This is a genomic window from Mesorhizobium sp. M0910, from assembly GCF_040319465.1.
Classification (GTDB): domain Bacteria; phylum Pseudomonadota; class Alphaproteobacteria; order Rhizobiales; family Rhizobiaceae; genus Mesorhizobium.
This window is the reverse complement of the sequence record NZ_JAMYNZ010000002.1, coordinates 688,766-709,279: the sequence shown is the minus strand read 5'-3', so window position 1 is coordinate 709,279 and position 20,514 is coordinate 688,766. Positions and strand designations below refer to the sequence as shown.

Here is a 20,514-nt window from a genome sequence, read left to right as displayed (position 1 = left end):
AAGCGGACGCAACCGCCACAGGAGCCGATCATGGATGCCATCGCCACCCGCAACGACCTGCAATCCAATGCCAAGAAAGAGTGTATCGATCTTCTCAATGCCCGCCTTGCCGACGCCATCGATCTGGCCTTGATCACCAAGCAGGCGCACTGGAACGTCAAGGGACCGCAATTCATCGCCATTCACGAGATGCTCGACACGTTCCGCGAGGAGATCGACGGCCATGTCGACACCATTGCCGAGCGCGCCGTACAACTCGGCGGGACGGCGCTCGGCACATCGCAAGAGGTGTCGAAGGCGACTATGCTCGAGGCCTATCCGACCGACATCCACAAGACCCGGGATCATCTGGCGGCGCTGATCGACCGCTATGCCGCAACCGCCAAGCGGGCACGCGCGGCGATCGACGAGGCGGCTGGCGCGGGCGATGCCGACACCGCCGACATCTTCACCGCCTATTCACGCTCGCTCGACAAATTGCTGTGGTTCCTTGAGGCGCACACGCAGGAGAAGGAATAGCCAAAACGTCAGCCGGCCATCGCCTTGCGGCGAGGGGTTTTGGACTGAGCGGACGGTGCCGCCGCATGGCCGGCCAACGCCGTCATAATCTCGGCTACGGCGAGTGCGGCGATCACCTGCGGGCGCTTGTCCTTAACGGCATCGCCGCCGATCGGCGAGACGAGGCGGGCAAATTCCGCCTCGCTTCCGTCCGCCGATTTCAGGAACCAGTTCCGGAACGTCGCCTTCTTGGTTCTGGAGCCGATCATGCCGACATAGGCGGCATCCCGGCGTTTCAGAGCCTCGGCAACGATCAGGAAGTCCAGCGCATGGTCATGGGTGAGGACAACGAAGGCCGATCCAGCCGGGGCTTCGCGCACCATCGCCTCAGGCATCGGCGTCAGCTTGGTTTCGACTGCTTCCGGCATGCCTTTGAGCGCCTCGGCTCGCGTCTCGACAACGACGATATGCACCGGCAGCAAGGCCATCGCCGAGGCCAGCGCTTGGCCGACATGGCCGCCGCCGAGGATGTAGACATGCGGTAGCTGCGCTTCCTCGGCTTCCGCCGCCGCAACCAGCTTGGCTTCAAGCGCCGGGTCGACCAGCTGGATCAGCAGCTCGACCCTGCCGCCGCAGCACTGCCCGATCTCCGGGCCGAGCGCGATGTCGAGGGTATCCCTCCCCCTTGAGGGGAGGGTGGCGGCGAAGCCGCCGGGTGGGGTCGCTGCGGCAGTGCTCGACGCACCGGCGGTGCCTTCTGAGACGACCCCCTCTGGCCGCTCCGCGGCCATCTCCTCCTCAAGGGGGGAGAAAAGCATCTGCCGCGCTTTGTCGATCGCCATGTATTCGAGCAGGCCGCCGCCGATCGTGCCGAAAGTGGCCGATCCTGAGACGAGCATGAAGGCACCCGTCTCGCGCGGCGTCGAACCTTTTGTCCCCGCCACCTCAACGAAGGCGACCCGGCCGGCGCCGGCAAGAAAGGCTTTCAGGCTCTGCACTTTCGCGTTCATCATTTCGTGTTCCCTATCGGGAAATATAGAGTTTTTCGGCCTGAATTGCACGTTTCCGGGATTCAAGTGCCGGTCTTGGCTTCCCGCTTCAGCCGTTCGATCGCCATCAGCACACGCTCCGGCGTGGCCGGCGGGTCGAGGCGTGGGCAGATCTTGTGGCCGGCAACGCTCGCCACTGCGTCCGACAGCGCATGCAGCACCGACATTGCGAGCGGAAAGGGCGGCTCGCCGACCGCCTTGGAGCGGTACACCGTCGGTTCGCCTGCTTGCGCCCAGTCGGCCAAAGTCACATTAAAAATCTTCGGCCGGTCCGACGCGAGCGGGATCTTGTAGGTCGATGGCGCATGGGTGCGCAGCCGCCCCTTGTCGTCCCACCACAGTTCCTCCGTTGTCAGCCAGCCCATGCCCTGGATGAAGCCGCCCTCGATCTGGCCGAGGTCGATGGCGCGGTTCAGCGAGCGGCCGGTTTCGTGCAGGATATCGGTACGCTCGACGATATATTCGCCGGTCAGCGTGTCGACAGAGACTTCCGAGCACGCGGCGCCATAGGCGAAATAGTAGAAGGGACGGCCCTCGCCCTTGTCGCGGTCCCAATGGATTTTCGGCGTCTTGTAGAAACCCGCCGCTGAAAGCTGGATGCGCGCCATATAGGCCTGCCTGACGAGATCGGCGAAGGCGATCTCCTGGTTGCCGATGCGCACGCGGTTGGGCAGGAACAGCACCTGGTCGCGCGGCACCTGGTATTTCTCGACGGCAAAATTGGTCAACCGGTCCTTGATCTGGCGGGCGGCATTCTGCGCCGCCATGCCGTTGAGATCGGAGCCGGAGGACGCGGCGGTGGCCGAGGTATTCGGCACCTTGCCGGTTGTCGTCGCGGTGATCTTGACCTGATCGAGGTCGATCTGGAACTCTTCCGCCACAACCTGCGCCACCTTGACATAGAGGCCCTGCCCCATCTCGGTGCCGCCGTGATTCAGATGCACCGAACCGTCGGTATAGACATGCACCAGCGCGCCGGCCTGGTTATAATGGGTGGCGGTGAACGAGATGCCGAACTTGACCGGCGTCAGCGCCAGTCCGCGCTTGATGAAGCGGCTGTTGGCATTGAAAGCATCGATGGTGCGGCGGCGCCTCGCATAATTGGAACTCGCCTCCAGCTCGGCGACTATGCGGTGGATGATGTTGTCCTCGACCGTCTGGTGGTAGGGCGTGATGTTGCGGTCTGAGGTGCCGTAGAAATTCTTCTTGCGGATTTCGAGCGGGTCCTTGCCGACGGCAAACGCGACTTCGTCGATGACGCGCTCGGCGCCGACCATGCCTTGCGGGCCGCCGAAGCCGCGAAAGGCGGTGTTCGATACCGTATTGGTGTAGAGCGGCGCCGACTGCGCGTGCACCGCCGGCCAGAAATAGGTGTTGTCGCAATGGAACAGCGCGCGGTCGGTGACCGGGCCGGAGAGGTCGGCCGAGAAGCCGCAGCGCGCCGCGAACATGAAATCTACGCCCAGAATATTGCCCTCATCGTCGAAGCCGACCTCGTAGTCGACGAGGAAATCGTGGCGTTTGCCGGTGGCGATCATGTCGTCGTCGCGGTCGGGCCGGATTTTTACGGCCCGATGATGTTTCTTCGCGGCAATAGCGGCCAATGCCGCAAACTGATTGCCTTGCGTTTCCTTGCCGCCGAAAGCGCCGCCCATCCGGCGGATTTCCACCGTCACCGCGTGGCTCGGCACACCGAGCGCATGGCTGACCATGTGCTGGATTTCGCTCGGGTGCTGGGTCGAGGAATAGATGGTGACGTCGTGGTCCTCGCCGGGGATGGCCAAGGCGATATGGCCTTCGAGATAGAAATGCTCCTGGCCGCCTATGCGCATTTTTCCCTTCAGCCGACGCGGCGCCGCATAGATCGCAGCCGCTGCATCACCGCGCTTTAGCGTCAGCGGCGGCGTGACCAGCTTGTCTTTCCCGGGATCGAGCTCGCCGATATCGGCGACGAACGGCAATTCCTCGTATTCGACCTTGGCCAGCCTTGTCGCGCGGCGCGCTTGCTCGCGGGTTTCAGCGATGACGCAGAAGATCGGCTGACCGAAAAATTGCACCTTGCCGTCGGCCAGCACCGGCTCGTCGTGACGGCCGGTCGGCGAAATGTCGTTCTCGCCTGGCACGTCGCTCGCGGTCAGCACATCGACGACGCCGGGTGCGGCGCGTACCGCCGAAAGATCCATGCTGGTGATGGTGGCATGCGTCGCCGTCGAAAGCCCAAGGCAGCCGTGCAGCGTGCCGGCCGGTTCCGGCATGTCGTCGATGTAAACGGCCGTGCCACTGACATGCTTGTGCGCGGAATCATGGCGCTGGTCAGTGGCGACGCCGCCGGCGATTTTTTGCGCCTTCAGGTTTGGCGTGGCGTGCTTGTTCATCATGCCGCCTCGTGCCGTGATACCTGGATCGGCGCCCGGGTGCCGGTGGTTTCGGCAAAGAAGCGCAGCAGCAGGTTGCGTGCCGCCAGCGCCCGGTATTCGGCGCTTGCCCGCATGTCGGTAAGCGGGGTGAAATCGCCGGCGTACGCGGCCATCGCCGCCTCGACCGTCGCTTCCGTCCAGGGCCTGCCCAGCAATGCCTTTTCGACGCCAAAGGCGCGCTTCGGCGTTGCCGCCATGCCGCCATAGGCGATGCGCACATCCGCCACCGTGCCATCCTCGGCGAGCTTCAGGAAAAACGCGCCCAGCGCTGCTGTGATGTCTTCGTCGCGGCGCTTGGTGATCTTGTAGACGGCAAATTTCGTCTCGCCGGCCGGCACCGGGACATGCACGGCCTCGACGAATTCGCCGGGCTGCCGGTCCTGTTGGCCATAAGCGATGAAGAAATCCTCCAGCGGGATCGTCCGCCGCTTGTCGCCGCGGCGCAGCGTCAGGCGGGCACCGAGTGCGATCAGCGGCGGCGGCGTGTCGCCGATCGGCGAACCGTTGGCGATATTGCCGCCGATGGTGCCCATGTTGCGCACCTGATCGCCGCCGATGCGATCGAACAGCGGGCCCAGCGCCGGGATGCGTTTCGCCAGCGTCGAGAAGGCCTCGCTATAGGTGACACCGGCGCCGATCGAGATGACGCCCTTGTCCTCGGAAATCCCGCACAGACCATCGAGATTGCCGATGAAAATCGCCGGCGCAATATCGCGCATGTGCTTGGTAACCCAAAGGCCGACATCGGTCGAACCCGCGACGATAGTGGCGCCCGGCTCCTTGACCAGCACGCTGGCCAGATCGTCAGCATTGGCCGGCACGATCAGCCGCTTGTTGGCGGAGCCGATCTCGATGCGCGAACCGTCCTTCATCGCTTCGAGCTTGGCCGTAACTGCCTTGCGCTCCGCCGCCAGCGGATCCTTTGCCGCCTTGCCGTAGCTTGAGATGGCGCGTGCGGCGCGCATGATCGCCTCGTAGCCGGTGCAGCGGCAGAGATTGCCCTGCAGCGCCTTTTCTATTGCCGCGTCCGACGGCTCCGGCGACCGCATCCACAGCGCATAAAGCGACATGACGAATCCCGGCGTGCAGAAGCCGCACTGCGAGCCGTGGAAATCGACCATCGCCTGCTGCACGGGGTGCAGCTTTCCTGCGCCGCCGCGCAGATGCTCGACGGTCACGACATGCGTGCCGTCCAGCGAGCCAAGGAAGCGGATGCAGGCATTGACGCTTTCATAGACCAGTCTGCCGGCCGAGAGCCTGCCGACCAGCACCGTGCAGGCGCCGCAGTCGCCCTCGGCGCAGCCTTCCTTGGTGCCGCTCAGCGAGCGGTCGAGCCGCAGCCAGTCGAGCAGGGTCTGGTCGGGTGCAACCGCGCCGAGCGCGACGTCCTCGCCATTGAGGATGAAGCGGATTTCGTTGCGTGTCTTGATCCCGGCCATCTCAGCTTCCCCGGTAGGTCGAATAGCCGTACGGCGACAGAAGCAGCGGGACATGATAGTGCATCGGCTCGGCCATACCGAAGCGGATCGGCACATGGTCGAGGAAGGCCGGTTCCGCCAGTTTTGTCCCTTGCCCGCGCAGATAATCGCCGGCCGCAAAGACCAGTTCGTATTCGCCGGTGCGGAATTCCGCGCCGGCAAGCAGTGGAGCATCGCAGCGGCCGTCATCATTGGTGACAACGGTTTTCAGATGCGTCCGGGCCTGCCCGTCAAGATGATAGAGCTCGATCGACAGACCGGCCGCCGGTTTGCCGGCCGCTGTGTCGAGGACATGGGTCGTCAGGCGCCCGCCTTCGGCTTTCGACGTTTCCGCCACTGGCTGCTCCATTCCCTGAACGGTCGAACACTATTCATGAATTGTGCGCCAATTAAAGGCGATGCATAAGTCCCGGTCGAGCGGAGCGCGACAAAAACACTTTCAAAAATTTCGGGGGAATGCGCAGGCACTCCTTTCGACTATCCTGATCACAATTTCCGGCAGGAGCAAGAATGCGTTACGAACGAGACATGCGCGGCTACGGAGCCAATCCGCCGGATCCGAAATGGCCCGGCGGGGCGCATGTCGCGGTGCAGTTCGTCGTCAATTACGAAGAGGGCGGCGAGAATTGCGTCCTGCACGGCGACAAGGCTTCGGAAGCCTTCCTGTCCGAGATCGTCGGCGCCGCGCCCTGGCCCGGCCAGCGCCACTGGAACATGGAATCGATCTACGAATACGGCGCCCGAGCCGGCTTCTGGCGATTACTGCGCCTGTTCAGCGAGGCACAGTTGCCGATCACCTGCTATGGCGTGGCCACGGCCCTGGCGCGTTCGCCCGACCAGGTTGCGGCGATGCAGGAGGCCGGCTGGGAGATCGCTTCGCACGGGCTGAAATGGATCGACTACCGCGACCATACCCCGGAAGACGAGCGCCGCGACATGGAGGCGGCGATCCGGCTGCATTATCAGGTCACAGGGGCGCGGCCGACCGGCTGGTACACCGGCCGCACCTCGATCAACACGGTGCGGCTGGCGGCGGAAGAGGGCGGCTTCGACTATGTGTCGGACACATATGACGACGAACTGCCCTACTGGTTCGAGCATGTGACACCGGACGGGTCGGCGAAGCCGCAGCTGATCATCCCCTACACGCTCGACGCCAACGACATGCGCTTTGCCACGCCGCAGGGCTTCAATTCGGGCGACCAGTTCTTTGCCTATCTCAGGGATAGTTTCGATACGCTCTATGCCGAGGGCAAGGCAGGGCGGCGGCGCATGATGAATATCGGCCTGCACTGCCGCCTGGTTGGGCGGCCGGGCCGGGTCGCGGCACTGAAGCGCTTCATCGACTACGTCAAATCGCACGACAAGGTCTGGCTGGCACGGCGCATCGACATTGCAAAACATTGGCAGGAGACGCATCCGTTCCGGTTGCCGGCGCTGCGCCCGTCGAAAATGGCATTCGAGGCCTTCGTCCACACATTCGGCGGCGTGTTCGAGCATTCGCCGTGGGTTGCCGAGCGCGCTTATGGGCTGGAGCTCGGCCCGGCCCATGACAGTGCCGGCGGCCTGCACAATGCGCTCTGCCGCGTGTTTCGCGCAGCAAGCGAGGCCGAGCGGCTTTCCGTGCTCAATGCCCACCCCGATCTTGCCGGAAAACTGGCGCAGGCCAGAAGGTTGACGGACGAATCGGCCAAGGAGCAAGCTTCGGCAGGGCTCGACGCGCTGACCGAGAAGGAGCGCGAGCTGTTCGCAAAACTCAATGCCGCCTACGTCACCAGTTTCGGTTTCCCCTTCATCATCGCGGTGAAAGGCAGGACCAAGGCGGAGATCCTGGCCGAGTTCGAAGCGCGTATCGGCAACAGCCACGACGTCGAATTCGAAACCGCCTGCAGACAGGTCGAGCGCATCGCGCTGCTTCGTCTCAAGGACATGCTTCCGCAATAGGCCTTGGCTGCCGCGATAGGCCCTGGCTTCCGCAACAGGCTTGAATTTATGGATATGATGAAAATGGCCGAGCGAACCTATTATGCGCCGCAAGGCGGACATCCCGGCCAGAGTGAATTGCTGACCGGCCGCGCTGTGTTCACACAGGCCTATGCCGTGATCCCCAAAGGCGTGATGCAGGACATCGTCACCAGCGCTTTGCCGTTCTGGGATGGGACACGGATCTGGGTGCTGTCTCGGCCGCTGTCGGGTTTTGCCGAGACGTTTTCGCAATACATCGTCGAGCTCGCGCCCGGCGGCGGCAGCGACCGCCCTGAGCTTGACGCCGCCGCCGAAGGTGCGCTGTTCGTGGTCGAAGGCGAGCTATGCGTTTCGCTTGCCGGCAAGAAACATAGCTTAAGGCCGGGCGGCTTTGCCTTCCTGCCGCCGGCGAGCGGATGGACGGTGCGCAATGAAAGCGGTGCCGCCGTCCGCTTCCACTGGATCCGCAAGACTTATGACGCAGTCGACGGCATCGACCAGCCGCAAGCGTTCTTCGCCAACGAACAGGACATCGCGCCGACGCCGATGCCGGGTACCGAAGGCCGATGGGCGACGACGCGCTTCGTCGATCCGGCCGACATGCGCCACGACATGCATGTCACCATCGTCACGCTCGAGCCTGGTGCGGTCATTCCCTTCGCCGAGACTCATGTGATGGAGCACGGGCTCTACGTGCTGGAAGGCAAGGCGGTCTACCGCCTCAACCAGGACTGGGTCGAGGTCGAGGCCGGCGACTATATGTGGCTGCGCGCCTTCTGCCCGCAGGCCTGCTATGCCGGCGGCCCCGGAAAATTCCGCTACCTGCTTTACAAGGACGTCAACCGGCATGCCAAGCTTGGCGGCGCCGGCGTCGCGAGGCGCGCGCCATGACCCGAATCGTCGCCCGGCCGCTGACCCGCGAGACCTTCGCCGAATTCGGCGACGTCATCGATATGGGCAGCGACAACCATTATCCGATCAATGGCGGCAAGGCCGAGCGCTACCACGACCTCGCCACCGCGGAAGCACGAGGGCCGAATGCGCGCGTGCTGATCTCCATGGTGCGTGGCACGCCCTATGAACTGCCGTTGAAGCTGACAATGGTGGAGCGCCATCCGTTCGGCAGCCAGGCCTTCATCCCGCTGTCACCACGGCCGTTCCTGGTCGTCGTCTGCCATGATGGCGAGGAAGGACCTGGCGAGCCGCACGCCTTCATCACCGCGCCCGGGCAAGGCGTCAACTACCCGCGCAATCTGTGGCACGGCGTGCTGACGCCGATCGGCGACGTCCAGGATTTTGTGGTCGTCGACCGCGGCGGCGACGGCTCCAATCTCGAAGAGTGTCATTTCTCGCATCCTTACGAAATCCATCTTCCCGACGGGAGCCGGTGATGACCGACAGTTCGCTGATCGATCGCCTGCTCGATGTCATCGAGCACGACATCGTGCCGAAGACCGTCGAAGGCGTCGCGCACGGCAACAAACTGTTCGGCGCGGCGATCCTGCGCAAGGACGACCGTTCGCTGGTGCTTGCCGAAACCAACAACGAGATCGAAAATCCGCTCTGGCACGGCGAGATGCACTGCCTGAAGCGCTTCTACGAAATGCCTAAGGCCGAACGCGTCGATACCAAGAACGCGATCTTTCTTGCCACGCACGAACCCTGCTCGCTCTGCCTGTCGGCGATCACCTGGACCGGCTTCGACAATTTCTACTATCTTTTCAGCCATGAGGATTCGCGCGACAGCTTCGACATCCCGCACGATCTGAAGATCCTGAAGGAGGTCTTCACCCTCGATCCCGGCGGCTACAATGCCGAGAATGCCTACTGGAGGAGCTTTTCGATCCGCAAATTGGTGCGATCGCTGCCTGAGACCGAACGCCTGCGACTGGAGACGCGGATCGGCAAAATCTCCGCACGCTACGACGAACTGTCCGGCGCCTACCAGGCTAGCAAGGCCGACAACGACATTCCGCTGAGTTGACGCGGATTGACCAGCCGAATTCGTTGGCTGGCCCACGACGCATCGGCAGCGGCTCCATCATGTGGCCGCATGAAAACCGTCACTGAATTCCCGCGCAAGGTCGTTGAATTTCCCGACATGGGGATCATCATGCCGGACGGCTGCCGGCTGTCGGCGCGGGTGTGGATGCCGGCCGATGCCGCCGACGATCCGGTGCCGGCAATCCTCGAACACCTGCCCTATCGCAAGCGCGACGGCACGATCTATCGTGATCAGCTGACGCATCCCTATTTTGCCGGCCATGGCTACGCCTCGATCCGCGTCGACATGCGCGGCAATGGCGATTCCGAAGGGCTGATGGACGACGAATATTCCGAGCAGGAATTGCAGGACGCTTGCGACGTCATCGCCTGGGCGGCGGACCAGCCCTGGTGCAACGGCAATGTCGGCATGATGGGCATTTCGTGGGGCGGCTTCAACTGCCTGCAGGTGGCGTCTAAGCAGCCGCCAGCGCTGAAGGCGGTCATCAGTCTCTGTTCGACGGTCGACCGCTATGCCGACGACATCCACTACAAGGGCGGCTGCCTGCTGATCGAGAATTTCGGCTGGGCCTCGACCATGCTGTCCTATTCGTCAAGGCCGCCGGATCCGTTGCTGGCCGGCGACAACAGATGGCGCGACCTGTGGCTGACCAGGCTGGAGAACCAGCCCTTTCTGGCACCGCTGTGGCTGAAGCACCAATATCGCGATGCCTATTGGAAGCGCGGCTCGATCTGCGAGGACTATTCCGCCATCCATGCCGCGGTGCTGTCGATCGGCGGCTGGCATGACGGCTATCGCAATACGATTTCCCATCTCGCCGCCAATATCGAGGCACCGGTCAAGGGCATCGTCGGCCCGTGGATCCACAAATACCCGCATTACGCCGCGCCCGAACCGCGCATCGGCTTCCTGCAGGAGGCCTTGCGCTGGTGGGACCGCTGGCTCAAGGACATCGACACCGGCGTCGAGGCCGACCCCGCCTACCGCGCCTATCTCATGGACAGCGTGCGTCCGGCGCGCTGGCATCCCGCGCGGCCGGGCCGCTGGGTCGCTGAATCGGAATGGCCGTCACCCAACATCCGGACGCAAGAGGTTGAGCTTATCGCTGAAGGCAATCACGCTATCGTCGCGTCGCCGCAAAACTGCGGCCTTGCCGGCGGCGAATATTTCCCCTTCACCTTCGGCCCGGAACTGCCGGGTGACCAGCGCCCCGACGACGCGCTGTCGGTGTGTTTCGACCAGCCGGTGCTGACCGAAGCGATCGACATTGTCGGTGCTCCCGAAGTTTTGGTCAGAGTCTCGTCGGACCGGCGCCAGGCGAACATCGCGGTTCGGCTGTGCGACGTCCACCCGGACGGAGCGTCGGAGCTGATCTCGTACGGCGTGCTTAACCTTACGCATCGCAACTCGCACGAATTTCCCGAAGCGCTGGTGCCCGGCGAAACCGTCAGCGCCCGGGTGGTGCTCGACCAATGCGCCTATCGGGCGCCGGCCGGCCACCGCTTGCGCGTTGCCATCTCCAACAGCTATTGGCCGATGATCTGGCCGTCGCCGGAGCCGGTCCGGCTCGAATTGTCGGCCGCGACATTGATGCTGCCGCTGCGCCCGCCGGCGACGGGCGATGAGGTCACCTTCCCCGCCCCCGAAGGCGCGACGCCCTGGGCAACGGAGACACTTCGGCCCGCCAATTCCGAACGTCATGTCGATCGCGACGAAAAGACCGGACTGATCACGCTTTCCATCGTCGACGATTTCGGCGAAGTGCGCGACCTGGAGCATGGCCTCACCCACGGGAGCATCGCCAGAGAGACATGGGCGATCCATCCCGACAATCCGCTGTCAGCGTCGGGCAAGACGCATTGGACCCAGACGCTGTCGCGAAATGAATGGTCGATGCGCACCGAAACGTTCGCCGAAATGCGCTCCGACGCGCAAAGCTTCATGGTTAGCGCCAGAATTGAAGCCTATGAAGGCGAGAAACTGGTCTTCGAGCGCAACTTCAAGGAGAAAATCCCGCGCGTACTGCTTTGAGCGCTTATAGCGATTGGTCCAATTGCGACGCACGATTTACGCCACGGCATGTCGCATTCGGTCTTGCTTACCGCTTTCCCTTACGGTCATTATTCTCCCGATCGAAATGAGAAAAAACGACCATAAGGTCGGACCAACAGAGTGAGGAACTTAACATGTCGAACGAACTGGAATATCTGAGCCGGCGCGTTGCGTCCGGCAAGCTGAGCCGTCGCGATTTTCTCGGCCGGGCAGCTGCGCTTGGCGTCACCGCAACCTTCGCCAATTCGCTGCTATCCAGCGCTTCCCGCGCGGCGGGTCCGGTCAAGGGCGGCACGCTGAAGGCCGGCCTGGTCGGTGGCGAGTCCACCAACAGTCTCGATCCGGCGCTGTTCATGACGCAGGTGCCGTTCGCCTTCGGCAAGATGTGGGGCGAACTGATCGTCGAACTGTCTCCTGAAGGCAAGCTCGAGAACCGCATTGCCGAGGAGATCGGCTCGTCGGACGACGCCAAGACCTGGACGCTGAAGATCCGCGATGGCGTCGAGTTCCACAACGGCAAGAAGGTGACCGCAGAGGACGTGGCCGCCACCCTCGAACGCCATTCGGACGAGAAGTCGAAGTCCGGCGCGCTCGGTTATATGAAAGGCATCGAGAGCATAAAGGCCAGCGGCAAGGAAGTGGTGCTGACGCTGAAGGAGCCGAATGCCGATCTTCCCTATCTGCTTAGCGACTATCACCTGATCATCCAGCCGAACGGCGGCAAGGATAAGGCCGATGCCGGTATCTCGGCGGGTCCTTACAAGGTCACCACCAACGAGCCCGGCGTGCGCCATGGCGGCGAGCGCTTCGCCAATTACTGGCAGGGCGACAAGATGGGCCATGCCGACCAGATCGAGATCATCGACATCAACGACGCCACGGCGCGTACGGCGGCGCTGCAGGGCGGCCAGGTCCACATGATCAACCGCGTCGAGCCGAAGATCGTCGATCTGATCAAGCGTGTGCCCGGCGTCACCATCCGCAACCATTCGGGACCGGGCCACTACGTTTTCATCATGCACTGCGACACCGCGCCGTTCGACAACAACGACTTGCGCATGGCGTTGAAGCTGGCGATCGACCGCGAGGAAATGCTGAACAAGGTGCTGCGTGGCTATGGCTCGCTCGGCAACGACTTCCCGATCAATGCATCGTACCCGCTATTCACCGAGATCGAGCAGCGCAAATACGATCCCGACAAGGCCAAGTTCCACTACAAGAAGTCGGGCCATGACGGTGCCGTCCTGCTCCGGACGTCGGATGTCGCCTTCCCCGGTGCCGTCGATGCCGCACAGCTGTTCCAGCAAAGCGCGGCCAAGGCCGGCATCAAGCTGGAGATCAAGCGCGAACCGGGCGACGGCTACTGGTCGGAAGTCTGGAACAAGCAGCCGTTCTGCGCCTCCTACTGGGGTGGCCGGTCGACGCAGGACCAGATGTACTCTACCGCCTATCTGTCGACGGCCGACTGGAACGACACACGGTTCAAGCGTCCGGATTTCGACAAGATGGTGCTGGCGGCTCGCGCCGAGCTTGACGAGGCCAAGCGCAAGGCAATGTACCACGACATGGCTGTGATGGTGCGCGACGAGGGCGGCCTGATTCTGCCGATGTTCAATCAGTTCATCGACGCGACGGGCGCCAAGGTTGCCGGCTGGGTGGATGATCCGCATCAGGAGTTGATGAACGGATATGCTCTGGCGAAGTGCTGGCTCGAAGCCTGAGCCCGGCCTTGCGGATATGTCCTCACCCATCGTGAAACTGGTGGCCCAGCGCATTGCGCTGGGCATCATCCTTCTATTGGCCGTTTCGGTCCTGATCTTCGCCGGCACCCAGATCCTGCCCGGCGACGTCGCGCAAGCCATTCTCGGGCAGTCGGCAACACCGGAGTCGCTCGCCAATCTGCGCGAGCAGCTCGGCCTCAATGATCCCGCCTACATCCGTTATTTTCGCTGGCTCGGCGGCATCCTGACCGGTGATCTCGGCACGGCTATGTCGAGCGGTCAGGATATCGCAACCTCGATCAAGGGAAGGCTGTGGAACACGCTGTTCCTCGCCTTCTGGGCGGCGATCGTCGCGGTGCCGCTGGCGATCATCCTCGGGCTGATCGCGGTGCGTTACCGCAATGGCTGGGTCGACAAGCTGATCTCGGGACTGGCGCTGGCCTCGACGTCCTTCCCGGAATTCTTCGTCGGCTATGTGCTCGTCTTTTTCTTCGCAGTGCAACATCAATGGTTTCCCGCCATTTCCACCGTCTATGAGGGGATGCCGTTCGGCGAACGCATCCAGGCCATAGCACTGCCGGCGGCGGCGCTGACCCTGGTGGTGCTCGCCCATATGATGCGCATGACGCGCGCTGCGATCCTCAACGTCATGCAGTCGGCCTATGTCGAGACGGCGGAGCTCAAGGGGCTTTCGGCCTTCGCGGTTATCCGCAGGCATGCCTTCCCCAATGCGATTGCGCCGATCATCAACGTCGTCATGCTCAACCTTGCCTATCTGATCGTCGGCGTCGTCGTCGTCGAAGTGATCTTCGTCTATCCGGGTATGGGGCAATACTTGGTCGACCACGTCACCAAGCGTGACGTGCCTGTGGTGCAGGCGGTCGGGCTGATCTTCGCCGCCGTCTACATCAGCCTGAACATCATCGCGGACATTGCGGCAATCGTCGCCAATCCGCGCCTCAGACATCCGAAATGAGGGGGTCGGGTATGCTCGTCATCAAACGCATTCCCATCCCGGCGCTGGTCGGACTGGTGTTGACGGCGCTGTTTGTGTTGGCGGCGATCTTTGCGCCGTGGATCGCGCCGCACGGCAATGCCGAGATCGTCAGCGACGTCCCTTGGGAGCCAATGTCGGCGGCGCATTGGCTGGGCACCGACAATCTCGGCCGCGATCTGTTGTCGCGCATGATCTATGGCGCCCGCATCACTCTGTTCATCGCGGTGCTGGCGACGGCGCTGTCGTTCTCGCTCGGCGCCATCCTCGGCTTCTCGGCAGCGGTTTTCGGTGGCTGGTTCGACACGCTGCTGTCGCGTCTCGTCGATCTCCTAATGTCGATCCCGACGCTGATCATGGCCCTTGTCGTGCTGTCGGTGCTGCCATCCAATCTGGTGACGCTGATCCTGGTCATGGGCGTTCTCGACTCGACCCGCGTCTACCGCCTGTCGAGGGCGGTCGCCGTTGACATCAACGTCATGGATTACGTCGAGGCGGCCAAATTGCGCGGCGAAGGCAGCGGCTGGATCATCTTTCGCGAAATCCTGCCCAACGCGCTGTCGCCGCTGGTTTCGGAACTCGGCCTGCGCTTCATCTATGCCGTGCTGTTCCTGTCGACGCTGTCCTTCCTCGGTCTTGGCGTGCAGCCGCCGGACGCCGATTGGGGCGGCATGGTCAAGGAAAACAAGGATGGCATCGTCTTCGGCATAGGCGCCGCCCTCATTCCGGCGGCGGCGATCGCAGCGCTGGCAATTTCCGTCAATCTCGTCGCCGACTGGGTGCTCAACCGCACGACAAGCCTGAAGGGAGGACGCGGGTAATGGCCGACAAGCAACCGAAGCCCGGGCAACCGAAGCCCGGGCAACCGAAGTCCGGCGTGCTGCTCGACATCCGCAATCTGCGCATCGAGGCCACGGTATATCCGCCGGGCGAGGCGCCGAAGAACATCGTGCTGGTGCACGATGTCTCGCTGACGCTCGAAAAGGGCAAGGTGCTCGGATTGATCGGCGAGTCCGGCGCCGGCAAATCGACCATCGGCCTGTCGTCGATGGGTTACGGCCGCGGCGGCGTGCGCATCACCGGCGGCGAGGTCATCCTCAATGGCCGCGACATCCTGAAGGGCGGCAACGAAGGGTTCCGCAAATTGCGCGGCCGCGAGGTCTGCTATGTCGCGCAATCGGCGGCAGCGGCCTTCAATCCGGCGCACAGGCTGATGGACCAGGTGGTCGAGGCAGCACTCCTGCACGGTACGGCGACGCGGGCCGAAGCCGAAAAGCGCGCCGTGGCGCTGTTCAAGAAGCTCAGCCTGCCGAACCCCGAAAGCATCGGCGAGCGCTTCCCCCACCAGGTGTCGGGCGGTCAGCTGCAGCGCGTGATGACGGCAATGGCGCTGTGCTCGGAACCCGACCTGATCGTCTTCGACGAGCCGACCACGGCGCTCGACGTGACGACGCAGATCGACGTGTTAGCGGCGATCAAGGATGCCATCCGCGACACGCATGTGGCGGCACTCTACATCACCCATGACCTTGCCGTCGTCGCCCAGGTCTCGGACGAGATCATGGTGCTGCGCCACGGCCGGCTGGTCGAATGGGGCGGCACGCGCCAGATCATCAAGGAGCCGCGCCAGGAATACACCAACGCGCTGGTTTCGGTGCATGAGATCGAACATCAGGAGCAGAAGCCCGGCCCGAGCCCGTTCCTGTCGGTCAAGAACATCACCGCCGCCTATGGCCGCAGCCACATCAAGGTGCTGAAGAACGTCTCGGTCGATATTTTCCCGGGCCAGACGCTGGCGGTGGTCGGCGAGTCCGGCTCCGGCAAATCGACGCTGGCGCGCGCCATCACCGGCCTCCTGCCGCCCGAACAAGGCACCGTCACCTTCGACGGACGGCCGCTCGCCAACCGGCTTGCCGACCGGCCGAAGGAGGATCTGCGCCAGTTGCAGATGATCTATCAGATGGCCGATGTCGCGATGAATCCGCGCCAGACGGTCGGCACCATCATCGGCCGGCCGCTGGAATTCTATTTTGGGATGCGCGGGCGCGAGCGCGACAAACGGGTCGCCGAACTGCTCGACAAGATCGAAATGGGTAAAGGCTATGTCGACCGCTATCCGGCCGAGCTTTCGGGCGGCCAGAAGCAGCGCGTCTGCATCGCTCGTTCGCTCGCCGCCAAGCCGAAGCTCATCATCTGCGACGAGGTGACATCGGCGCTCGACCCGTTGGTGGCCCACGGCATACTGGAGCTGTTGCTCGAGCTGCAGAAAGAGGAAAACGTCGCTTATCTGTTCATCACTCATGATCTCGCAACAGTGAAGTCGATCGCCGATTCGATCGCGGTGATGTATCGCGGCGAGGTGGTGCGCTACGGCCCCAAGAGCAAGGTTCTGACGCCGCCGTTCGACGCCTACACAGACCTTTTGCTGTCGTCGGTGCCCGAAATGGAGATTGGCTGGTTAGAGAAAGCGATCAAGGGACGGCGCATGGCCAGCGCGGGGAACTAGCCGGCTGCCCCTTGTGCCCGACGATCCTGTCCGGGCGTGGATTGAACGGCAGGCCCGCCCTGACTTTTCCGATCAAGCCGCATGGAGGCGCCCTTGGCGCTCAACACAAAACTTCTGCTCATCATCCTAGACGGCGTGCCTTACCGGAACTGGCGACGGCTGATGGGCAATCTCGAAGGCTGGGTGCAATCCGGCGACGCGCGCGTGTGGAAGATGCGCTCCGTGCTGCCGTCGACCTCGGCATCCTGCTATGCCTCGATCCACACCGGCGTGCCGCCTCAAGTGCACGGCATCCTGTCCAACGAGAACCGGTTTCGCGTCGAACAGCCGGACATTTTTTCCGAAGTCAGTAGGGCCGGCGGCAAGACGGGTGCGGTCACCCATTCCTACTGGTCCGAATTCTTCCGAGCCTATCCGTTCGACCTGGTTGAGGACATAGAGTTCGACCAGCCGGGCAGGCCGATCAGCCATGGCCGGTTCCACACCATGACCGGCTACAACGCCAGCAACCAGATGACGCCGAGCGACGTCGACCTGTTCGCGACGTTGACCCTGCTGACCAGGCGCTACGGCATCGACTACGGCATCCTGCACAGCTGCACGCTGGACTCGATGGGCCACCGGTTCGGCCATGACTGCCGCGAGATGGATCATGCCGTCTATGCAATAGACGCCATGCTCGCCGGCTTCCTGCCGCGCTGGCGGGAGGCCGGCTACGAGGTGATCGTCACAGCCGATCATGGCCAGACCGATCGCGGCCATCACGGTGGCCACGACGAAGAGATGCAGGATTTCGCACTTTATTACTTCGGATCGGGCGAGGGCCCGGAGGCCAATACGCTGCTCGATCAGCTGCAGCTCGCGCCGACAGTGCTTGCGCGCCTCGGCGTGCCGGTGCCGGTCACCATGAAGGCAAAGCCGTTCCTGAGTTGAGCGCGCGCCCTCTTCTCCCTCTGGCGACGCTCCCGCTCTTCAGTTAGCCTCCGCAAATATACCGGCGGATGCGGTGAACCTTTTTGGGCCGATCAGCGACAGAGCAGGCAGGAGCCAGGCGGCTCGACCGGCGATGACTGCCGCGGAGACCGATCGCGCGCTCGTCGAGCGCGTCGCGAAGGGCGACCGTGCCGCCGTGCGGCTCCTGTTCATGCGCCACCACGCGCGCGTCTACCGCTTCGCCGCACGCCAGACGGGATCGGAACTGATGGCCGACGATATCGCCGACGGTGCCGACACGCCGGAAATCGTGACGATGAAAGAAGACAAGGCCGCTGCCTTGCGACGCTTCATCGATGCCATACCGGAAGAGCACCGTACGGTGATCGACCTTGCCTATTATCACGGGCAATCGGTGAGCGAGATCGGCGAGGTACTCGGCATCCCGGTCGCCAGGTCAAGACCAGGATGTTCTTCGCCCGCAAGAAACTCGGCGAAGCCCTCAAGGCCGCCGGTTACGACAGGGGGTGGCCATGAGCGCCGCTGAAAAGATGTCGCGCCGCGACGAAATGGAAATGCTGCTGCCGTTTTATCTGAACGGCTCGCTGGAGGGCACCGAGCTCGAAGCCATCGAGGAATGGCTGGCAAGCGATCCGGCGGCGATGGCCGCACTAGGCGAGGCCGAGGCCGAATTCTCCGGCACCGCTGCCGCAAACGAGGCAATCCGCCCGCCTGCCGATGCGCTCAGCCGCTTTGCCAAGGCGCTCGATGCCGAGGCCGGCCCCGCCCGCGGGCCGGCGGCATCGTCCTGGCTGGCGCAGGCCTGGAGCCGCTTCATGGCGGCGCCCGCCGGCATTGCCTGGGCCGCGGCCGCGGTGCTGCTGGCCCTGGTCGTCACGCAATCCTTTGTGCAGACCGGCAACAGAGATGGCGATTTCGAGATTGCCGGATCGGACGACGATCTGGCCAAAATGCCGTTTGCCCTTGTGAAGTTCAAACCGGATGCGAAGCTGTCCGACATCGTCGCTTTTCTCGACAAGAACCAGTTGACGATCGCCGGCGGGCCCACCGCCGACGGCGTTTTCCGGCTCGGCGTTCCGGCCAAAACCGCCGCCGACTATCAGAAACTGCTTGGCCTTATTGCCGCCCAGCCTTTCACCGAAGCTGCCCTGGAGGGAAGGAAACCGGCTGATGGCGGCTAAGGCGGTCGTTCGATTGACGGCGACGATTACAATCTTCGCCACGTCTGCCGTCGCACAAACCAACGATCCTAACCTCACCCAGGCGGAGATCGACTGCCTGAACCGGGGACGTGCTGCCGACGCCGACTGCGCCAAGGCGGCTGCTCGGCAACACGCTGGTGCGCTTCGGCATTCCGGATGGCCGCCCGGTCGGCGTCATGCCGTTCTCCCGAAGCCGCTGCATAATGTTGGGCATCAGATATTGGGGGCAAAACTCAATCGGCCGGTTACCTCAAATGACCGATATGGGCTCGAACTCGGTCGCTCAGGGTAATTGAGTTTTGATCCCTAGGCCGGTGCGCCGGCGACCGATCCCCTGACCACCAGGTCGACCGGCCAGACCTCGCCGCGAGCGCCCTCCTCCAAGCCGGAAATCCGCGCCGCCAGCCGTTCGGCGATGCGTGCGCCGGCCAGGCGGATCGATGAACGCGTCGTCGACAGCGGCACCGAAAAATTTTCCGGCTTCAGCCAGGGAAAGACGTCGTCATGGGCGATCAGCGACAGGTCGCCCGGAATGGTCAGGCCGAGATCGCGCACCGCGCGCACCACGCCGAGCGCCATGATCAGGCTGGAGCAGGCGATCGCCGTCGGCGCGTCGCTTTGTTCCAGCAGACGCCTGGCGGCGCGATAACCGTTCTCCTCGGTCATTGTCAGGGAACAGACATGCTGATCACGAAGCACCAGGCCGCTTGCCGCAAGCGCGCGCCGCACGCCGCGCTCGCGATGTATGGCGAAGGTCTCGCGATCGTCGCCATTGATAAGCGCCAGACGCCTGTGACCGAGCTGGACGAGAAGCCGCGCCGCCTCGTGGAAGGCGCCTTCATTGTCGATGTCGGTGAAGGGATAGTCGAAATCGAAGCCTTCGCTGCGGCCGTGGACGATGAAGGGAATGCCGAGCGTATTGACCAGCGCCACCCGGCGGTCGGCCGGCCTCGGCGAGGAGATATAGACCGCGTCGACCTGCCGGTTGGCAACAATGCGGCGGTAGGTCGTCTCCTGGTCGTCGGCATCGGCCGGTGACAGCACCAGGTCGAGCTCGTGCGAACGCGCATAGTCGCCGAGGCCGGACAGGAACTCGACGAAATGCGGGTCGATATCAACGGTCGTTCCCGTCGGCAGCACATAGCCGATCATGCCGGTCTTGCCGGTCGCCAGCCGGCGGGCGCTCGGATTGGGGCGATAGCCATGACGCTTGGCGGCATCGACCACCCGCCGGCGCGTTTCCTCGTTGACTTCCGGGTAGCCGTTCAATGCGCGGCTCACCGTGGTCTGCGAAAGCGCTAGCATGTGGGAGAGCTGCTTGAGGTTCACCGGAGGCCTCCAAACCTCAAAGCGCTTTTAATCTGAAACGATCTGGCCGCGTTGCCGAGCGCAGTGACCATACGCACGGTTCGGACCGGTTTGAAGCCGAATTTGCTGCTGCACCGCCAGAAAACTGTGCTGCAGCGCACTTTTGCCGGCACCCGGCCGGAGAAATTAAATCGATTAGCCTGGCTTCCTCTTGACTCGCGATCAATTCAGTGGCGAGATCAAAAATGACCAAAGCGCTTTGGAAGACTCCACGAAAGGTTGCAGTTCCTTTCCGACTGAGTCACAGTCCTGCGGCGCCGGCGGACGGAATGGAGGTTTCGTTCGGTGTTTGTCACCACTGGGAG

Annotated in this window: 17 protein-coding genes and 1 pseudogene; 13 read left to right on the top strand and 5 right to left on the bottom strand. The window is 63.2% G+C overall.

Annotated features, from left to right (window positions below):
* The first annotated feature begins 30 nt into the window (after window positions 1-30).
* Entirely contained in the window at window positions 31-519 is a 489-nt protein-coding gene (gene dps, locus NKH78_RS07420; RefSeq protein ID WP_023676226.1) for a DNA starvation/stationary phase protection protein Dps, read from the top strand.
* A gap of 8 nt (window positions 520-527) precedes the next feature.
* Here the strand turns inward: dps and xdhC are convergent, their stop codons facing one another.
* From xdhC to uraH, 4 genes are all read right to left on the bottom strand, one after another.
* Window positions 528-1,508 (bottom strand): xanthine dehydrogenase accessory protein XdhC, encoded by a 981-nt coding sequence (xdhC, locus tag NKH78_RS07415; RefSeq protein ID WP_352736932.1) that lies wholly within the window; start codon window positions 1,506-1,508, stop codon window positions 528-530.
* A 62-nt stretch (window positions 1,509-1,570) separates the two neighbouring features.
* Window positions 1,571-3,922, bottom strand: a complete 2,352-nt coding sequence (gene xdhB / locus NKH78_RS07410) for a xanthine dehydrogenase molybdopterin binding subunit (RefSeq protein WP_352736931.1) — start codon at window positions 3,920-3,922, stop codon at window positions 1,571-1,573.
* The gene (gene xdhA / locus NKH78_RS07405) at window positions 3,922-5,403 is read right to left on the bottom strand and encodes a xanthine dehydrogenase small subunit (RefSeq protein ID WP_352736842.1); all 1,482 of its coding nucleotides are present in this window, start codon (window positions 5,401-5,403) and stop codon (window positions 3,922-3,924) included. The genes xdhB and xdhA overlap by 1 nt, the downstream gene beginning before the upstream one ends.
* A 1-nt stretch (window position 5,404) precedes the next feature.
* A complete protein-coding gene (gene uraH, locus NKH78_RS07400; protein ID WP_254816013.1) occupies window positions 5,405-5,779 on the bottom strand; it encodes a hydroxyisourate hydrolase in 375 nt (124 codons plus the stop codon).
* A 173-nt stretch (window positions 5,780-5,952) separates the two neighbouring features.
* Here uraH and puuE point away from each other — a divergent pair, with 173 nt between their 5' ends.
* From puuE to NKH78_RS07340, 12 genes and pseudogenes are all read left to right on the top strand, one after another.
* Window positions 5,953-7,386, top strand: a complete 1,434-nt coding sequence (gene puuE, locus NKH78_RS07395) for an allantoinase PuuE (RefSeq protein ID WP_352736840.1) — start codon at window positions 5,953-5,955, stop codon at window positions 7,384-7,386.
* A 63-nt stretch (window positions 7,387-7,449) separates the two neighbouring features.
* Complete coding sequence (locus NKH78_RS07390) at window positions 7,450-8,298, top strand: bifunctional allantoicase/(S)-ureidoglycine aminohydrolase (protein WP_502896203.1); 849 nt, start codon at window positions 7,450-7,452, stop codon at window positions 8,296-8,298.
* Window positions 8,295-8,798, top strand: a complete 504-nt coding sequence (locus NKH78_RS07385; protein WP_352505910.1) for an ureidoglycolate lyase — start codon at window positions 8,295-8,297, stop codon at window positions 8,796-8,798. The genes NKH78_RS07390 and NKH78_RS07385 overlap by 4 nt, the downstream gene beginning before the upstream one ends.
* Window positions 8,798-9,391, top strand: a complete 594-nt coding sequence (locus NKH78_RS07380) for a nucleoside deaminase (protein WP_352505911.1) — start codon at window positions 8,798-8,800, stop codon at window positions 9,389-9,391. The genes NKH78_RS07385 and NKH78_RS07380 overlap by 1 nt, the downstream gene beginning before the upstream one ends.
* A gap of 69 nt (window positions 9,392-9,460) precedes the next feature.
* A complete protein-coding gene (locus NKH78_RS07375; protein WP_352686590.1) occupies window positions 9,461-11,443 on the top strand; it encodes a CocE/NonD family hydrolase in 1,983 nt (660 codons plus the stop codon).
* A gap of 155 nt (window positions 11,444-11,598) precedes the next feature.
* Window positions 11,599-13,185, top strand: a complete 1,587-nt coding sequence (locus tag NKH78_RS07370; RefSeq protein WP_352882470.1) for an ABC transporter substrate-binding protein — start codon at window positions 11,599-11,601, stop codon at window positions 13,183-13,185.
* 16 nt (window positions 13,186-13,201) lie between these two features.
* Window positions 13,202-14,161 (top strand): ABC transporter permease, encoded by a 960-nt coding sequence (locus NKH78_RS07365; protein WP_352505913.1) that lies wholly within the window; start codon window positions 13,202-13,204, stop codon window positions 14,159-14,161.
* A gap of 11 nt (window positions 14,162-14,172) precedes the next feature.
* Window positions 14,173-15,000, top strand: coding sequence for an ABC transporter permease (locus NKH78_RS07360; RefSeq protein ID WP_254816006.1), 828 nt, complete (start codon window positions 14,173-14,175; stop codon window positions 14,998-15,000).
* Window positions 15,000-16,685 (top strand): ABC transporter ATP-binding protein, encoded by a 1,686-nt coding sequence (locus NKH78_RS07355; protein ID WP_352736838.1) that lies wholly within the window; start codon window positions 15,000-15,002, stop codon window positions 16,683-16,685. The genes NKH78_RS07360 and NKH78_RS07355 overlap by 1 nt, the downstream gene beginning before the upstream one ends.
* A gap of 93 nt (window positions 16,686-16,778) precedes the next feature.
* Window positions 16,779-17,618 (top strand): alkaline phosphatase family protein, encoded by an 840-nt coding sequence (locus tag NKH78_RS07350; protein ID WP_352686584.1) that lies wholly within the window; start codon window positions 16,779-16,781, stop codon window positions 17,616-17,618.
* Window positions 17,619-17,751: 133 nt separating this feature from the next.
* Window positions 17,752-18,155, top strand: a pseudogene (locus tag NKH78_RS07345) (sigma-70 family RNA polymerase sigma factor).
* A complete protein-coding gene (locus NKH78_RS07340) occupies window positions 18,152-18,820 on the top strand; it encodes an anti-sigma factor (RefSeq protein ID WP_352686581.1) in 669 nt (222 codons plus the stop codon). The pseudogene NKH78_RS07345 and the gene NKH78_RS07340 overlap by 4 nt, the downstream one beginning before the upstream one ends.
* A gap of 327 nt (window positions 18,821-19,147) precedes the next feature.
* Here NKH78_RS07340 and NKH78_RS07335 read toward each other — a convergent pair whose 3' ends face one another.
* On the bottom strand, window positions 19,148-20,170 hold the full coding sequence (locus NKH78_RS07335) for a substrate-binding domain-containing protein (RefSeq protein ID WP_031213013.1): 1,023 nt from the start codon (window positions 20,168-20,170) through the stop codon (window positions 19,148-19,150).
* Window positions 20,171-20,514 lie beyond the last annotated feature (344 nt).

Bases quoted from the DNA above. Each gene is read 5' to 3' on its own strand.
- dps (WP_023676226.1), top strand. From the start codon at position 31: ATGGATGCCATCGCCACCCGCAACGACCTGCAATCCAATGCCAAGAAA.
- xdhC (WP_352736932.1), bottom strand. From the start codon at position 1,508: ATGAACGCGAAAGTGCAGAGCCTGAAAGCCTTTCTTGCCGGCGCCGGC.
- xdhB (WP_352736931.1), bottom strand. From the start codon at position 3,922: ATGAACAAGCACGCCACGCCAAACCTGAAGGCGCAAAAAATCGCCGGC.
- xdhA (WP_352736842.1), bottom strand. From the start codon at position 5,403: ATGGCCGGGATCAAGACACGCAACGAAATCCGCTTCATCCTCAATGGC.
- puuE (WP_352736840.1), top strand. From the start codon at position 5,953: ATGCGTTACGAACGAGACATGCGCGGCTACGGAGCCAATCCGCCGGAT.
- NKH78_RS07390 (WP_502896203.1), top strand. From the start codon at position 7,450: ATGGCCGAGCGAACCTATTATGCGCCGCAAGGCGGACATCCCGGCCAG.
- NKH78_RS07385 (WP_352505910.1), top strand. From the start codon at position 8,295: ATGACCCGAATCGTCGCCCGGCCGCTGACCCGCGAGACCTTCGCCGAA.
- NKH78_RS07380 (WP_352505911.1), top strand. From the start codon at position 8,798: ATGACCGACAGTTCGCTGATCGATCGCCTGCTCGATGTCATCGAGCAC.
- NKH78_RS07375 (WP_352686590.1), top strand. From the start codon at position 9,461: ATGAAAACCGTCACTGAATTCCCGCGCAAGGTCGTTGAATTTCCCGAC.
- NKH78_RS07370 (WP_352882470.1), top strand. From the start codon at position 11,599: ATGTCGAACGAACTGGAATATCTGAGCCGGCGCGTTGCGTCCGGCAAG.
- NKH78_RS07365 (WP_352505913.1), top strand. From the start codon at position 13,202: ATGTCCTCACCCATCGTGAAACTGGTGGCCCAGCGCATTGCGCTGGGC.
- NKH78_RS07360 (WP_254816006.1), top strand. From the start codon at position 14,173: ATGCTCGTCATCAAACGCATTCCCATCCCGGCGCTGGTCGGACTGGTG.
- NKH78_RS07355 (WP_352736838.1), top strand. From the start codon at position 15,000: ATGGCCGACAAGCAACCGAAGCCCGGGCAACCGAAGCCCGGGCAACCG.
- NKH78_RS07340 (WP_352686581.1), top strand. From the start codon at position 18,152: ATGAGCGCCGCTGAAAAGATGTCGCGCCGCGACGAAATGGAAATGCTG.